We start from the raw sequence: 15,458 nt of genomic DNA, 5'->3' as shown, positions 1-15,458 counted from the left end.
ACATTTTATGCCGTTATGGTGTATCTTTTTCCCCGTCCTCAAGGATTTTGATTTCGCGCCAGCGGCCGAACCGGTAATAACCGTAGGCAATCAGACTGCTGATTACAAAACTCATTACCATCCCGACAGGAATACCGGCCTCTCCGTACTGACCTGCAAAAAAGAAAGTCAGCGGATAGCGCAGAATCCAAAACGAGATCGTGTTCAGCACAAACACCTGAAACATGGCCCCTGCCGCCCGGACAATGCCGTTTAACACGAAGTTGATGCCGAGAAACGGATAAAAGAACGCGACCGTTTGCACGTAAAAGGCGCCAAAGGCGATCGTATCCGGATCGTCCACGAACAGACCCACGAGAAATTCAGCATTAAAAAAGATCAGGGCCCCGATACTGAAGCTCACGATTAAAATGAGGATCATGCCGCTTCTCGTAATATCAGTAACCCGCTCCCACAGCCTGGCGCCGATATTCTGTCCCGCCATACTGTTAACCGCCGACCCGAGGGTAAATGCAGGTAGCATAATAAGCGTATCGAGCCGCTGAGCCGCTCCGAAACCGGCAACCACGTCTTCCCCGAACCGGGTCACGACCGTCATAATAGCCAGCACCCCTCCGGAGATGACCATCATGGACATCCCTGAAGGCAGTCCTAGCTTGAAAATCATTTTCAAAAAACGCGTTTCCGGCAGGCGGGGCCGGGAAAACGGCACGCCTGCTTTCATAATCGAATAAAGGAGACCGTAAACGAAGGCGGTTCCCTGAGACACGATTGTGGAGTAGGCTGCACCTGCAATGCCGAACCCGAGCACATGGATGAACACCGGCGTCAGGATCGTGTTGAGGATCACCGCAAGCAGCACAAACCGGACTGGGGTTTTACTGTCCCCAAGTGCTCGAAGGACCGTGGCGATAAAGTTATAGCCGAATAAGAACACAATTCCGATAAAATTAATCTTAAGATAGGTGGTGGCAAGCGGCAGAATGCCTTCCGGCGTACCCATCCAAGTGAGAATGGCCCCTGAGAAAAAGAAGCCGACAATCCCAAGTGCAATCGTCATGGAACCGAGTACCACTACAAAAGCGTTGAGAGAATCCCTCAGCCCCTCGGGATTCTTCGCCCCTTTCTGCTGTGAAAGAACCGTGAGTGCTGCGGTGTTCAGTCCGATGATAAACGAGAGGATCGTGAAAATAACCGTCCCGGAAATGGCGATCGCCCCGAGGGCATTGGCGCCGAGAAGATTACCGACCCAGAGACTGTCCACGATCTGGTAAGATGTCTGAAGCAGATTTGTCAGGAAAATTGGTGATGAAAACAGAATCATTTTTTTCATGATGCTGCCTTCGGTGAAATCATACTGGGTTGCTTTACCCACGGGCTCCCCTCCTTTGATGCAGTTATTTTTTGAACGCTAACGCCTCTTTGGGGAGGAGTCTGGTCATGATGGGACCCTTTCACGCCTCAACTTCTTTCAGGCTTTGGAATTAGGCCGCACCTTTTGCGTTTTCACGCCCTAACTTCATACGACGGCGGAGTTAGGTCTTAAAACCTGGCTTTTCACAACCTTACTTCTTTCAACCCTGGAATTAGGTCTTAAATTCTGCGTTTTCACGCCTTAACTTCGTTCCGATCCGGAGTTAAGGCGTAAACGCTGTCCGTCCAAAAAAGAAAGGCGGTAGTCGCCGCCTTCCTCAGCCGTGCGTGTTATACGAGTGTGAAGGTTTCTTTAATCTCCACGCTGCCTTCCACTGTCCGTGCCATCGGACAGTTTTTTGAGGCAAGATGTACTGCTTTTTCCACCCGGGCTTCGGAGAGATTGTCCCCCTTGATCGTGTAGTGAATCGAGATCTTCGTGAGCCGGTTCGCCTCTGAAGGTTCCCGCTCCACATCAGCCTCAATCTCAATATCGTGCACGGTCATCCGCTGTTTTTCCATTACTTTTCGAAGCACGCCGCCGCTGCAGACGGCAATCGAGCTCACCATCAGCTGGAACGGGCGGAACCCGTAGTCCTCATTACCGGAAACAGTCAGTTTCCCGTATGCCGTTTCTGTTTCAAATGCCTGATCCTTCATTGTAAATTTCATCGTCTACTCACCCTTGCTGTTTAAAAGTTAGCCTTATTCTACCCTTTTTCCGCCGCTTGCGTCATCTGTCAGCCCCCGAAATTAACCCTTTGCTTTTTCGTCTGCAGGTTCTACAATGATAGAGGTGCAAAATTGATAATAAGACCCCTAAACAATAATTAAGATCCCTAAACAAAACATAAGACCCTTAAACAAAATATAAGACCCCTAAACAAAACATAAGACCCTTAAACAAACAAAACCCTCAAAGAAAGGAGCCCTGCCAGATGACCGCCCAAACACAGCAGCACGAATCACAACTTCATCATGAACCGAATAATCCGGTCTTCCGGTACTGGGTTCTCGTAGGAATGGTCCTTATAGCCGGCTTTTCCCAGGGGATGCTGCTGCCTGTGCTTGCCGTTATGCTTGAGCAGGCCGGCGTATCCTCCTCTGCAAACGGCCTGAACGCCGCTGCGCTTTACATCGGTATTCTTCTCATATCACCATTTATCGAACGGCCGGTCCGGACGTTTGGGTACAAACCGGTAATCATTACCGGACTGCTTATCTTAACCGTCTCGCTAATGCTATTTCCACTCTGGCAGGCTTTCTGGTTCTGGTTTGTACTCCGCCTGATCGTCGGCATTGGTGACAACCTGATTCACTTTTCCACCCAGGTGTGGATCAGTACGACCTCTTCCAAGGCAAAACGGGGCCGCCAGCTCGCGATGTATGGACTCGCATTCGGAATGGGGTTTGGTCTCGGACCGCTCATGACAAGCCTCCTGGCCGTGCATGAATACCTGCCATTTATTATTGCATCCGCTTCGAGTGTGGTTGCCTGGGTGTTTATTCTGTTTCTCAGAAACGAGTGGCCGGACAATGACCTCGGCACCGCCGGACAGATGAACACTCTCGCACGCTACAAAAAAGTCATGCAGCTTGCCTGGTTCGCGTTTCTCCCGAGCTTCTGCTTTGGTTACCTGGAAGCCTCCCTCCACGGAAACTATCCTGTATACGCCATGCGGACCGGGATCGATCTTGAATGGGCCGCCATTCTGCTTTCAAGCTTTGTATTCGGAAGCCTGCTCACGCAGATCCCCCTCGGGATGCTCAGTGACCGGATCGGCCGGAGCAAAGTATTAAAAATAATTATTTCACTGGGGCTTGCAAGCTTTTTAACGATGAGTTTTGCAGAATCAAACATGTGGCTGCTCCTCGGCTGCTTCATTTTTGCAGGCATGCTCCTCGGCTCCCTGTTTTCACTCGCCGTTGCCTATATGGCCGATCTCCTGCCCGCAGCGCTTCTGCCGACCGGAAACGTCATGATGGGGGTGATGTTCGCCCTCGGCAGCATGACCGGACCGACTGCAGGCGGCTTTTTCATCGAAGTGATCGGCGATGGTGCCATCTACTATTCCATCAGCGGCATACTCATTGTCATGCTCGCCGGCGCTTTCATTTTCGACCTGACAACCGGCCGGGAAAACAAAGAAGCATCCGAAGCCGCTTAACAATGCAGCCAATAAAAATCAGCCTCCCCGCAGGGAAAGGCTGATTTTTTTGCAATTTCGTTTTACCGTTTAATTAAAAACGTTCGCAAGTACCTGTGACGGGCGGGCGTTCACCAGGTTTTTGTTGACTGACTTTTCAACGTTTGCCCGGAGCTGGGATTCAAGGGTCCGCGTCATCTCCGGTTCGCCTACAAGATACACGCTCTTCCAGTTCCGGTCCCGTTTCATCTGGTCGATGTTGCCGGCAATGTCCTTGTAAAAGCGCTGCATGTTTTCTTCAAAGCGCTGCTGCACTTTATCCACGTGGCTCGCACCGGATTGCATGGCGTTTGTAGCGCCCATGCCGTCTTTGAACGTCCACTTCTCCACTTCCGGATCAAATGTGTACGTTCTCGTGTCGTTTACTTCTCCGAGAGCGGTATCGATAATGCGGATTTCATCCATATTTGTAAGCACAATACCTGCTGTCGGATACTCCTCCTGCAATTTTTCAAGCTGATCGGTTACCGGGCTGCTTTCCCAGTGAAACTGGGTTTCAACCGGGAGCTGCAGGTAATGAACAGACCATAGATCCTTGTCCTCCGACGCAAAAATCACAACACTTTTCTGCAGGTTTGTCTGATTTCCCTGGATTTCCTTTTCCACTTTCTTTTTAATCTTCTGGTAGTTTTTAAGCGGCTCATCGTTGCTGCTTGCCTCTAGGTATTCCTCGAGTTTACGCAGCCCGTTTTTGAGCCGGATTTTCCATTCGCCTTTTTGCTGATCCTGGTTTGAACGGTCCGTATTTAAGTATACGCTGAGCACGCATTCCCCTTCCGGACATTTGTATTCCTTGAGAGTTTCCAATTCCTTAGCGAGTGCCATGAATGAACCTCCTTTTAAAGCTTGTAGTAGGTATGTAGCCTGAATTGCTTTCACTCAAACTACAATTTGCTCCTTATATGTACTCGGCACTTTCTCAGGCTATGAATGTTTTTTCTTTCGCTTTGTTCGAAAGTTTAGTGCTAAGAAAGAGAACCTGCGCTGCAGGCGGACGCTTTCCGCGGGAGTCATCACCTTCCGCTCCATCAATATAAAAATAGAACCTCCGCAGAAGCAGCGGAGGTTCATAAAGGTCCGTCAAATCACGCCAAGAAGGAATGCTACAAACATGAGGACGAGGCTGAAGCCCCAGACCCAGAAAAACGAGTAGCGGATGTGTTTGCCCATTTCCAGTCCGGCAAGGCCGAGTGCCAGCCACAATGCTGGGGAGAATGGACTCACAAAGGTTCCGATAATGTTTCCGATGATCATCGTGTAGGCAGCGGTGATGGAGTCAATTCCGTGTGCCGTAACGATCTGCTCAACCACCGGGAGAAGCGCAAAATAATAGGCATCTGTGCTCAGAACAAGGTCAAACGGAACACCGAAGACCCCCATAATGACGTGCAGATAAGGAACAACAAATGCCGGAAGGATGTAAACCAGATCCTGGGCAAGGGAATCGAGCATGCCTGATCCGTTCATAATGCCGAGAAAGGAACCGGCGGCAAGGATAATCGCGGCCATCATCAGCGCATTCGGCGCGTGTGCTTTAATCCGTTCCATCTGCAGATCCACCTGAGGATAGTTAAGCGGCAGCGCGATGCTCAGACCGAGCATAAAGACTAGACCGGACGGAATTACCCCCCAGACCAGGATTCCGATTACCGTCAGAGCAAGGAGCAGATTGACAAACAGAAGCTTCGGACGCTTAAGAGATTCTTTCGTATCATCAGATCCCGCGTCCACTTCTGCGGCGGCTGCCGCTTCAAGCTTTGCCTGTTCTGCCTCCGTGAGACGGGCAATCCGTCTTTTTTCAAGCATACCGAGGAAAACAGCCAGTACGATTAGCAGGAGAAGCGCGGAAATCTGCACCGGAATAAGGGGGCGCCAGAGTTCTGATGCATCCACTCCGAGTACGGCTCCTGCCCGGCCGATCGGACCGGCCCATGGGACCATGTTCATAATACTGGCACTCAGACCGATCAGAAGCAGAAGCAGATACGGATTCATTTTCAGCTTCAGGTACAGCGGTAAAAGCGCTGGAATCGTAATCAGGAAGGTGGAAGCACCTGACCCGTCCAGATGGGCAACAGCCCCGATTATGACCGTGGCTACAGCAACCGCGGTCACGTTTCCTTTTGAAAGCGTCACCATTTTATTGATCAGCGGATCGAACAGCCCGCTGTCCTGCATGATTCCAAAAAACAGAATTGCAAAAATAAACATGATGACAACGCTTATAACAGAAGCAATTCCGTCATTAAAGAACGCCCCGATTTCGACTGGGTTAAAGCCGGCAGCAAGGGCGCCGATGACAGGAACGACGGCAAGCCCCATAATAGGTGTGATCCTGCCGCTGATCAGCAGGGCAACAATAACAGCAATCGTCAAAAAGCCTATAATACTCAGCATCAGATCTCTCTCCTTTCAGGAAAAGTAACCGCTTTCAAACAACGCACTTTCCCTGTTCCGAATAGTTTGTAAAATCAGCTTACAACGCATTCAGACTGGAGAAAAGATAATGGTCATAAGGCCTTTTTAATTCATTTCACCTATTTTGTTCATTATGTTCACGGTCTTTCTTTTTCGTAACGCCTTTCCGGCCGCCCTACATCTCCGTATTTCAAACGTGCAGCAATGGCACCGACAGAAACAAGGTACTCCAGATAACGCCGCGCTGTAGACCGGCTTGCTCCGATTTGCCTGCCCACTTCAGCTGCTGTCATACTCTCGCTCTGATTCGTGAAAAGCTCTTCAAACTTGTCCAGTGTCAGGCGGTCGATTCCTTTAGGAAGGTGATCCTGCGCTGCCTCTTCAGGCGTTTCTCCCTGCTGCTGCATGCTGTCGATTTCAGCCTGGTTCAGTTCTTTTTTTGATGCAAGGATGCGCCTCTGACGGGCGAATCGTTCCAGGGACTGCTTCAGACGGCTGAACTCCAAAGGCTTTACCAGGTAATCAAAGGCTCCTCCCTGAAAAGCCTTATCGATCGTTTCCGATTCTCTGGCTGCTGTTATAAATATGATGGCAGCTGCCGGGCACGCTTCTCTCACGATATGAAACAGACTCATCCCTTCTGCATCAGGAATGTAGACATCGAGCAGAACCACATCCGGCGTGCTCCCTTTATCCAGCTCCTCTTTTGTTTCAGCTGCAGTTTTGGCCAGGGCACTGACAGAAAATCCCGGCACCTTCTCAACATAACCCTGCGTGATGCCGGCCACCCGAAAATCATCTTCCACGATGAGAACGTTAAATTGATCCATCATGCTTTTCTCCTCCCTTCTTCGGCAGCGTGATCACAAAGCAGGCTCCAGTTTCACCTGGATTCTCCAGCGTTACAGAGCCGCCAAGATCACGGATCACCTGGCAGGACAGGGCAAGACCGTATCCTCTTTTCTCACCCTGTTTTGTTGAAAATCCCTGATTAAACAGCCGTTCCGCAGTTTCTGCCGGCACGCCTGGACCTGAGTCCTCAACCTCAAAGACCGCTGAATCGCCTGGGTCTGTAAAAAATACGTTTACGTTTCGGTCTTCCTCAGGTTGGGTGCTTACTGCTTCAAAGGCATTATGAATGATATTACCCAGCGCTGTAACGATGGCTCCCTGCTGTTCTTCAGGCAGAATGCTCTCCAGTGAACTGAATGGATCAATACTCAGGTTGATATGTTTCTCCCGGGCCAGGTTCATTTTTCCTAGCAGAATGGCACTGACCATCGGATCCGCCACCTTTTCAATCAGCAGATGAATCCACTCATCCTGGACGTGTTTCTCCTCTTTGATATACCGGATCGCTTCTTCTTTCTGCCCGAGCTGAAGGTGTCCGAGAATAGTGTACAGTTTGTTTGAAAATTCATGGGTCTGAGCTCTCAGCCCCTCGGCATAGCGTTTCACCTCAGCAAGTTCTCTGGTCAGCTGTTCAATTTCCGTCCTGTTTCTGAATGTGGAAACCGCTCCGGTGAGCCTGCCTTCCTGATAGATCGGCACGCGGTTTACCACCACCACGTTTTTACCGATTGTCATCTGACGGTTAAACTGACTCTTCCCTGTTTCCAGCACTTCCGGAAGCTTCGAATCAGGCAGCACACTCGTAACCGGCAGGCCGATAAAAATTTCCTCATCTTCTTCTGATCCAAACAATCTTCGCGCCGCCCGGTTCACAAGCGTCATCTCTCCATGGCGGTTCACTGCGATAATGCCTTCATGAGCAGACTGGAGAATCGTTTCTTTTTGAAGAAAAAGGTGAGAAATTTCTTCCGGCTCCAGATCAAACAGAACTTTCTTTATATATGCTGACAGGGCAATGGCGCAAACAATCCCGAATCCGAGGACCAGGGCAAGTACGAAAAGAAGTTCCGAGCGGTTATCCTGGATCAGCCCCTGCACATTCTCCATTAGAAAACCTGTGGAAACGACGCCGATGACTGTTCCATCATCAGCAAAGACCGGCACTTTTCCCCGTATCGAATAACCGAGCGATCCTTCCGCGCTGGAAATATAGGATTCCCCTGATTCGAGGGCACGCTCATTATCGCCGCCCACCATCTGGTCACCGAGAAGGGCAGGATCAGGGTGTGAGTAGCGAATTTCATCTTTGTTTCCTACAACAATAAATTCTGCCCCTGATGCCTCTCTTATTGGTTCTACAATAGCTTGAATCGTGACTGAGGGATCATCCTCTTCAAACGCCTCTCTGAGTTCCGGGATCAGTGCCACGGTTTCTGACACACTAAGGGCCTGCTCGCCGATCCGCTGTTCATTTGAATCGGATAAGAGAGTATAGAAGTACAGTCCGGTCATCACAAGCATAACGGCAAGAACTGCGCTGAACAGAATCACAATTTTAAGCTTCAGCCCGATCTTTTTTCCGGGAATATTACGTATGTATGCTCTGTCCTTAAAGCGGTTTCCTGTCTGCATATTATTTGCCCCCGTTCATCCTGTGTCCGATTATACTACAACTGAACGGCACAAAAAGTTATAATATCCTGCAGAAAGAAACACAGGAAGTCGGGTCGGCCTGTGCCAGCTCTGATAAGCTGTATTTGAAGGGAGGTCATTAAAATGGATTCACTTGAGAGACTGAATGAGGCACTTGCCTACATTGAGGAAAATCTGGAGGAAAACATCAATTACACCGAGATCGCAAGGATAGCCTGCTGCTCGGAATTTCATTTCAAGCGGATGTTTTCGTTTCTGGCAGGGATTACCCTATCCGATTACATCCGCAGGCGCCGGCTGACTCAGGCAGCCTTTGATCTGAGATCTGCGAATGTGAAGGTACTGGACACCGCACTGAAATACGGATATTCATCACCGGATGCCTTTACGAGGGCTTTTCAGAATCTCCATGGCATGACGCCTACCGAAGCGAGAAAGAACGGTCTGTCTTTAAAGGCGTATCCCCGAATGACCTTCCAGCTGACTGTAAAAGGAGCTGGCGAAATGAATTACCGAATTGAAACAAAGGAAGCGTTCCGGGTGGCGGGGGTAATGAAACGGATTACCCTTGTCTACAGTGGCACAAACCCGGACATTGCGGAGATGTGGCAGACTATTGGTGAAGAGACTGTCAAAAGAATTGAACAGCTGTCGGATCTGCAGCCGTCCGGAATAATTAACGTATGCAGCAATTTTTCCGAGGGCAGAGAAGACAATGGTGAACTGGATTATTATATTGCGGCTGCAACGACAAAACCCTGCCCTGATGATTTTCAGGAACTGGAGGTTGAGGCCTCAGCATGGGCTGTTTTTGAAGTGAGCGGCGACTGGGAAAAAGTCCAGGAGGCGTGGGGGAGAATCTATGCGGAATGGTTCCCGTCCTCCGGTTTTGAGCTCAATAAAGGGCCTGAAATCATGTCCAGTGCAGACAATTTCAGCGAGATATGGATTCCGGTAAAAAAGAAGTAGGATAAAGAAGAGCACCCTTCATTGATGAGGGTGCTCTCTTTCTGCTGCCGCAGGTTAATGATCGCTGTTACGTCCGTTGGCACTGCTGCTTGTCTTGTTGTTTCCATGAGGACGATGCTTATTGTTGTTTTTTACGTTATGATTCTGTTTGTTTTTGCTCATGAGAAAAACCTCCAATACCATAATGTAAAACACCTGCGAAAACAAAAAGGGGATCACATCGTGAGTGTGCGATCCCCTTACCTGCTCCCCATCCACTCTCCATCCACAGTCATTGCCGGGTCGTTGCGCGGCGGCAAAGCCATACAATGACCATAGGAAAGCTTCATCTGCGAAGTGCAGGGCGATAAGTGCTGCGTCTGTAGCCCTTCCGCAGTATTAGACTGTGTCTTTGCGTTCTCCGTTATCCTCTGAAGATGGAGGTAATTGTTTCCGTTCCTCTTCTCCCCCGCCTTCAAGAGAAATCACATCCTCGTCCGGCACAGCCCGCTCGGCCTCCCGTTCTGTCTTATGTTTCAATTGGGAGGAAAGCTGTTCGAATTCCTCCTTGGCTTCATGAATGGTACCCAGAATATCAAAGGTGTGCTCCTTCAGATGCTGTGAGGTTTCCACAATTCGCTGGATGTCCTCCGAAGCTTCCTCAACAATTTCGGCCACCCGCTCTGCCGATGCTTTAATGTGGTCGACAAAAGGCTCGCGGTTTTCCCGGATAAAAATCAGAAACTCGTTCGTTCTCTCGGTCACCGATTCGAAGGTATTCGTTACTTTAGTCCGGACTTTCTTGTTTCCCGCTACGTAAATGAGACCTGCAGCCACTCCGGTAATGAGTCCGCCGTACAGCCAGTTCTTGCCTGAATTCCCGCTCATATTTAGCCTCCTCAGCTTCTTGCCAGTTTCTTCTTTACATTCTACCAACAATACCGCACAAAGAAAACGGACGATTCTACCCGTTCCGGCAATTTGTGCGGTTTAAGATGTTTAAACTGCCATAAGGGCATTTATCATGGTTTAACCTGTTTTCGTGAAAAACAAACAAGCCCGGAGCAGGAAAAATCCTATCTCCGGGCGGCTGCTGACCGAACATTCAGTCAGCAGCTCTGATAATAATAAACACCCTCACTTTTGACAGCACTTACTTTTCCGCCGTCCTCGAGCAGATCGAGATGGCCGAGGGTCTCTGACAGGGTGAGTCCAGGCTGCTTTTTGTACATCTGCGGATAGAGCCGCACACAGAGCTCAAAAGCAGTGAGCTTCTCATTTCCAAGCAGTGCCTTAATGACAGCCGCTTTTTCAAGCTGTTTTGCCATACGCTCCCTGATTAGTTCTGCCGGGTTGTCCACGGGGTCCCCATGGCCTGAAAAAGCCCGCTTAACGTGAAGACATTTCCGCAGAGACTCTCGGTACTGCAGAAGGGTTTTCGGCCGTTCTTCCCCTTCCTCATAAGGCGCTTCAATGATTGCATTTGAAGAAATATGCTTGATCAGATGATCCCCGGAAATGAGAATGCCGTCTGATTCCCTGTACAGGGAAATCTGCGATTGGGCATGTCCGGGCGTTTCAATGACGGTCCAGCCCGCAAGCCCTGGAACCGCATCATCTTCTTTAAGTGTCCCTGATAGAGGGGATCGACTCGCGTAGGCGGCGTAGTAGCTGTTTGCCCCTTCAATCATCGCAGTGACAGCTTCAGGCACCCCGTGAGACTGGTAAAGTCCGCTGAAAAAACGTGCTTTTCTCTCATGAAACGTCTCACTGCCTTCAAGCCATGGACGTGTTTTTTCGTGTCCGTAAAGCTTTGCGCCCGTAAAAAGGTCAGTCAGACCGATATGATCAGGATGATGATGGGTGAGAATAAGGATTTCCACATCCTCCGGTCTGTACCCGAGGGCTTTGAGTTCCTCTGTCAGCACATCTCGTGCTTCTTCTGTTTTCGGTCCGGTGTCTACAAGCGTCAGAGCCTCTCCCTCAATTACGTATACATTGACAGGTCCGACCAGAAAAGGAGTCGGAATGGTCAGTGCATGTACGGAAGGAGCAACTTCTTTCGTTTTAACCAACATGGCGCCTCCTTGAAAGTGAATACCTATTCATTTTTTGTGTTTCTTTTATTTTATCCGACTTCTCCTGTTTTGTCATGGAAAATATACGCAGGATGGGGTATACTGTTGTTCCTCTATCCACAAATCATTTATCCACAGAAATCTCCCTGCCGTGGATAAACCGCTTTGAGCCTTATTTTATCCATGACGATACTGTGGATACCAGTTCTGTGGATAAAATTGCGTAAACCTGTGTAATTTGTGAATAAACCTGTTGATTAACTGATATTCCGTTGTTTGCCTGTTGATAACTCTGTGGATAGTGTGTATAAGTCATACTAATTCTGAATGTGTCTGATTAATAGATAATTCAGTTTGTGCATATGAAGATGCTCCTCCGAAATAAACGGGTAAATAACAGGCTGATACTGATTAGGTACATACATGTAAAGGTAGGTGTAAAGCTGGACAGTGCGTGCTTTTCTCTCCAGCATATACCCCATTGCATCCGAAAACGTATCGGGAATTGAAAAATCAGGCGTTTCAATCTGCACAGCTCTGCCGCTGAGCTGCTCATAAATCTGTTTTAATGTGTCATACTGGGTCCGCTCTTCGGTCCGCATGCCGTAAATGAGCCTCTCAGACGTCTCATCACGGGACATGCCGATCACATAATCCAGCAGCACTTCATCCTGGCTCTCGCGCCCGATTACCTGTCTTAATAACCTCAGGACTGCCTCCATCTGATTGGAAGACGGCCCGCCGTAACCATCATACATATTATGGTACATTGTCCAATCTCCACCTTTTTCAGTATCTCCTCTCATTGTATGTGGACAGCATGTAAATTATTTTCGTCATTGTTCGCAAAATTGTAACAATTTTTTCATATACTTTCCGCTTCATAGAAGTTATACTAATTATCAGAATAGTTAGATTAAAAACAAGGAAGTGATGAAAATGCGCAAGCGGTTTCACCGTACGTTTGAAGAACTCGTACAGGAAAATAAAACGCAGCTGATGAATGACCCAAACGCTCTTCTTCAGATTGATAAAAAAGTCGACGATAAACATGCCGAAGATAAACGCTCCACGGAAGACTGATATATTTAAAAGCGCTCTCTGAAACTTTCAGAGAGCGCTTTTACTGTCACAGCTGCTTTCCCGGCCGATTCAGGAAAAAATAAAAAAAGCCCTTCTTTACCCAGAGAGGCGTGCGGTGTCACCGATAGCACAATGACGAAGCCGTCATAATGCTATATACAGCGCACGATCATCCGGAAACAGAAGAGACTTTTTTACGATTACTGGAGGTGCTTAACAGCGTCAGGCATAATGCTTTAAAAGTGTCTGAAGTTTTAATGCGTGTGACAGATCACCGCGCACTTTCAGCTTTCCGCTCATGTATGCCATGGTCGGATTCAGACTTCCTTCCGTCAGTTTAAGAAAATCCTTGTCTTTCATTTCAAAGGTAATATCGGATTCTTCTACTGCCTCTGCAGCATACTCTGCCTGCTTCTCCTTAATCTGAAGCTGGTATACTCCAGCTTCTTCCCCGCTAAGGTTGAATGTATAGCGGACATTCATCCCTTCAAGATGCTTGGGATTATCATTCATACGTGTTGTCAGTACAGTAAATATCTCTTTTACAGCCATTTGCCGTATCCCCCTCAGTAAAATGAATCGTCATTCACTTCAGTACTAATACGACAAATACCGAGAAAATCCTTTTAAAGGTTTAATTATTTTTCAATCAATCTCATTTTTATTTTTGGCTGCAATCCTGTCGAGTGTATTGTTGACCCGATTGAGGGATTCGTGAACTTTGAAATACACGATGAGTAGCTCGCAGTAAACACGGACGATTAAAGGTCCCGCTGCGATGATCACCAGCCCCGCCAAAAAACCGTAGCCTCCGCTGAACATGGTAATCAGACCCATGAGAACGGACAGACCTGCACCAGCCCAAAACAGGATTTTTATAATCGTCGGGGTAATCATCTGGTTGAAATTAAAAAATTCATTCATGGTGTTCCCCCCTGGCAATTGATAAGTGCTTTACACAGTTACTTATATTAAGTAAGGGAAACCAATATGAGCGATAATAACGGGGAACAAAGTCATATATTGTTTTACAGTAAAAAAACGGGAAGATGCCTCGCATCCTCCCGGGTCCCGGTACTATTCTACTGGGTGCTGATTATTGTCCGCCAGGCGGTCAACTTTCGTGTTTATGCTGTGGAGTGACTCCTGAACTTTAAAGAAGATAATAAGCAGTTCACAGTAAATTCTTACTAAAAGTGGTCCGATGATCATCATAAATAAACCGAGCAGTACGGAAAGCCCTCCGTCAAATAATGTAATAAATCCCATTAGAACAGTAAAAGCCACGCCGATCCAGAAAATAATTTTAATAATCATAGGTGTGATCATCCGGTCAAAATTAAGAAAATCCTTCATAAGTAATTGCACCTCCTATTATGTACTCCAGTACCACTTTATCCAAAAAGAGGAATTCCTGCTATACCCTGGAGTCAATGAGATGCAAAAGGCCTATGATATTCCGCATAGAAAAAACGGAGCCGTCAGTCTGCTCCGTTCTGCACTGGTTCGTTTTTTAACGGCGGTTGTCCAAGGGTCCGCTCAATTTCCGACTGAACAGCTTCCGCAATGGAAACAGTATCCGTGTTTTTCTGCTGCTGATGATCACGGATCGGTTTTGAAATCGTAACCGTCACATCTGCCGGCTTGAGCAGATTGCCGTTAGCTTCCATTATTTTGTATGATCCATTAATTGTCACAGGCAGAATTGCCGCTCCGGATTTTGTTGCCAGTTTGAAACTGCCCTGCTTGAAGCGCTTTACAGGCCCCCCCTTACTGCGGGTGCCTTCCGGAAAAATAACAAGGTTATGACCGGACTTGAGCTGTTTCACCCCGTCCAGGATCGCCTTGATCGATTGCCGGCGGTCCTTTCTGTTCATGAACACGCAGCCGAGTTCTTCCATCCAGGAAGCGATAATCGGCATTCTTCTTACTTCCTCTTTGGATATAAACCCGGTATTCACGCCTAGATGGCCGAGAATAATCGGAATATCAAAATTCCCCTGGTGGTTGCAGACGATCAGAAGCGGTTCATCCTCAGGGATGTGTTCCCGTCCTTTTACATGAATCCGCGCTCCGCTCAGCTTAACAAGGCTTTTTGCCCAGATTTCTGCTTCGCGGTGGGCTCTTGTGCTGGCTTCTTCCTCTTTACCTTCAGCCTTAAGCTTTTTTACCCGGCGGAGCGCCGGGATCGTTTTTAATAGATAAAGCCAGAAATACGTAAACCAAATCACCGTTCTAATCATAGTCGTTCTCCTCATTTGCCCAATAAATTCTTCTGACCTATTATAACAGAGGGAGCGTAAATGATGGTTGTTTTTCACAAATTACGAGTGCATACCTGCTTCATCGGGTAAACCACTAACAGACATTCAATCGAGGAGTGAGACAGATGATTCGTCTTCAGGGAATTGTGAAAGGAAAAGTGCAAGGTGTCGGCTTTCGCCATTTTGTAAAAATGGAGGCTGCGGAGCATGAAATAAAAGGATGGGTGAGAAACCTTTCCGACGGTACGGTCGAGTTTGAAGCGGAGGGCCCGGAAGGAAATGTAGACGAGTTTGTGGCCGCTCTTGAACAGGGACAGCGTCCGGCGAAAGTGGACAGCGTTGAAACGAACAAAATTCAGCCGCTGGAAAACGAGAAAGGTTTCCGCCAGCGGAGTACAAGATAAAAGGAGAGTAATAGTGTACATGAGTCCGGAGCCGGCAGCTCTGGGCTTTTTTGATTTATTTGAATGGGGGAGTTTAGTGTTCTTATTATTTCCTTACCGTCTTTAAAATTTCCTAAGTGTTCTTATTATTTCCTTAAT

Annotated in this window: 17 protein-coding genes; 4 read left to right on the top strand and 13 right to left on the bottom strand. The window is 48.1% G+C overall.

Annotated elements, in window-relative coordinates; all coding sequences use genetic code 11:
- Positions 1 to 13: 13 nt before the first annotated feature.
- Positions 14 to 1,333 (bottom strand): MATE family efflux transporter, encoded by a 1,320-nt coding sequence (locus tag CR205_RS14570; protein ID WP_110520978.1) that lies wholly within the window; start codon positions 1,331 to 1,333, stop codon positions 14 to 16.
- A 371-nt stretch (positions 1,334 to 1,704) separates the two neighbouring features.
- Positions 1,705 to 2,085 carry an OsmC family protein gene (locus CR205_RS14565; protein ID WP_110520832.1) on the bottom strand — a complete coding sequence of 127 codons (381 nt, stop codon included), beginning with the start codon at positions 2,083 to 2,085 and terminating at the stop codon, positions 1,705 to 1,707.
- A 266-nt stretch (positions 2,086 to 2,351) separates the two neighbouring features.
- Here CR205_RS14565 and CR205_RS14560 point away from each other — a divergent pair, with 266 nt between their 5' ends.
- Positions 2,352 to 3,581: an MFS transporter gene (locus CR205_RS14560; RefSeq protein ID WP_110520831.1), complete on the top strand. Its 1,230-nt coding sequence runs from the start codon at positions 2,352 to 2,354 to the stop codon at positions 3,579 to 3,581.
- 69 nt (positions 3,582 to 3,650) lie between these two features.
- Here CR205_RS14560 and CR205_RS14555 read toward each other — a convergent pair whose 3' ends face one another.
- The 4 genes from CR205_RS14555 to CR205_RS14540 form a co-directional block, all read right to left on the bottom strand.
- Positions 3,651 to 4,445, bottom strand: coding sequence for a VLRF1 family aeRF1-type release factor (locus CR205_RS14555; protein WP_110520830.1), 795 nt, complete (start codon positions 4,443 to 4,445; stop codon positions 3,651 to 3,653).
- Between the two features lie 255 nt (positions 4,446 to 4,700).
- A complete protein-coding gene (locus CR205_RS14550) occupies positions 4,701 to 6,017 on the bottom strand; it encodes a CitMHS family transporter (RefSeq protein ID WP_110520829.1) in 1,317 nt (438 codons plus the stop codon).
- Between the two features lie 158 nt (positions 6,018 to 6,175).
- On the bottom strand, positions 6,176 to 6,871 hold the full coding sequence (locus CR205_RS14545; protein ID WP_110520828.1) for a response regulator: 696 nt from the start codon (positions 6,869 to 6,871) through the stop codon (positions 6,176 to 6,178).
- Complete coding sequence (locus CR205_RS14540) at positions 6,855 to 8,522, bottom strand: ATP-binding protein (protein ID WP_110520827.1); 1,668 nt, start codon at positions 8,520 to 8,522, stop codon at positions 6,855 to 6,857. Before CR205_RS14540 ends, CR205_RS14545 begins: the two co-directional genes overlap by 17 nt.
- Before the next feature lie 144 nt (positions 8,523 to 8,666).
- Between CR205_RS14540 and CR205_RS14535 the strand changes: the two genes are divergently transcribed.
- On the top strand, positions 8,667 to 9,512 hold the full coding sequence (locus CR205_RS14535) for an AraC family transcriptional regulator (RefSeq protein ID WP_110520826.1): 846 nt from the start codon (positions 8,667 to 8,669) through the stop codon (positions 9,510 to 9,512).
- A 378-nt stretch (positions 9,513 to 9,890) separates the two neighbouring features.
- Here the strand turns inward: CR205_RS14535 and CR205_RS14530 are convergent, their stop codons facing one another.
- The 3 genes from CR205_RS14530 to CR205_RS14520 form a co-directional block, all read right to left on the bottom strand.
- Positions 9,891 to 10,379 carry a hypothetical protein gene (locus CR205_RS14530; protein ID WP_110520825.1) on the bottom strand — a complete coding sequence of 163 codons (489 nt, stop codon included), beginning with the start codon at positions 10,377 to 10,379 and terminating at the stop codon, positions 9,891 to 9,893.
- A gap of 221 nt (positions 10,380 to 10,600) precedes the next feature.
- Positions 10,601 to 11,566, bottom strand: a complete 966-nt coding sequence (locus CR205_RS14525; protein ID WP_161524792.1) for an MBL fold metallo-hydrolase — start codon at positions 11,564 to 11,566, stop codon at positions 10,601 to 10,603.
- 320 nt (positions 11,567 to 11,886) lie between these two features.
- The gene (locus CR205_RS14520) at positions 11,887 to 12,339 is read right to left on the bottom strand and encodes a ferritin family protein (protein ID WP_110520823.1); all 453 of its coding nucleotides are present in this window, start codon (positions 12,337 to 12,339) and stop codon (positions 11,887 to 11,889) included.
- A gap of 169 nt (positions 12,340 to 12,508) precedes the next feature.
- Between CR205_RS14520 and CR205_RS14515 the strand changes: the two genes are divergently transcribed.
- The gene (locus CR205_RS14515) at positions 12,509 to 12,652 is read left to right on the top strand and encodes an FbpB family small basic protein (protein ID WP_110520822.1); all 144 of its coding nucleotides are present in this window, start codon (positions 12,509 to 12,511) and stop codon (positions 12,650 to 12,652) included.
- A gap of 222 nt (positions 12,653 to 12,874) precedes the next feature.
- Here the strand turns inward: CR205_RS14515 and CR205_RS14510 are convergent, their stop codons facing one another.
- From CR205_RS14510 to CR205_RS14495, 4 genes are all read right to left on the bottom strand, one after another.
- Positions 12,875 to 13,204, bottom strand: a complete 330-nt coding sequence (locus tag CR205_RS14510; protein WP_110520821.1) for an SCP2 sterol-binding domain-containing protein — start codon at positions 13,202 to 13,204, stop codon at positions 12,875 to 12,877.
- 93 nt (positions 13,205 to 13,297) lie between these two features.
- Complete coding sequence (locus CR205_RS14505; RefSeq protein ID WP_110520820.1) at positions 13,298 to 13,576, bottom strand: DUF4282 domain-containing protein; 279 nt, start codon at positions 13,574 to 13,576, stop codon at positions 13,298 to 13,300.
- A 153-nt stretch (positions 13,577 to 13,729) separates the two neighbouring features.
- Positions 13,730 to 14,008 (bottom strand): DUF4282 domain-containing protein, encoded by a 279-nt coding sequence (locus CR205_RS14500; protein ID WP_110520819.1) that lies wholly within the window; start codon positions 14,006 to 14,008, stop codon positions 13,730 to 13,732.
- Between the two features lie 125 nt (positions 14,009 to 14,133).
- Positions 14,134 to 14,895: a lysophospholipid acyltransferase family protein gene (locus tag CR205_RS14495; protein ID WP_110520818.1), complete on the bottom strand. Its 762-nt coding sequence runs from the start codon at positions 14,893 to 14,895 to the stop codon at positions 14,134 to 14,136.
- Between the two features lie 146 nt (positions 14,896 to 15,041).
- On the opposite strand from CR205_RS14495, the gene CR205_RS14490 reads away from it, so the two are divergent.
- On the top strand, positions 15,042 to 15,320 hold the full coding sequence (locus tag CR205_RS14490) for an acylphosphatase (protein WP_110520817.1): 279 nt from the start codon (positions 15,042 to 15,044) through the stop codon (positions 15,318 to 15,320).
- The last annotated feature ends 138 nt before the right edge of the window (positions 15,321 to 15,458 follow it).

This window comes from Alteribacter lacisalsi, from assembly GCF_003226345.1.
GTDB classification, from domain to species: Bacteria; Bacillota; Bacilli; order Bacillales; family Salisediminibacteriaceae; genus Alteribacter; species Alteribacter lacisalsi.
Note: the sequence above shows the minus strand (reverse complement) of the source record. Positions and strands in the feature narration are given on the sequence as shown.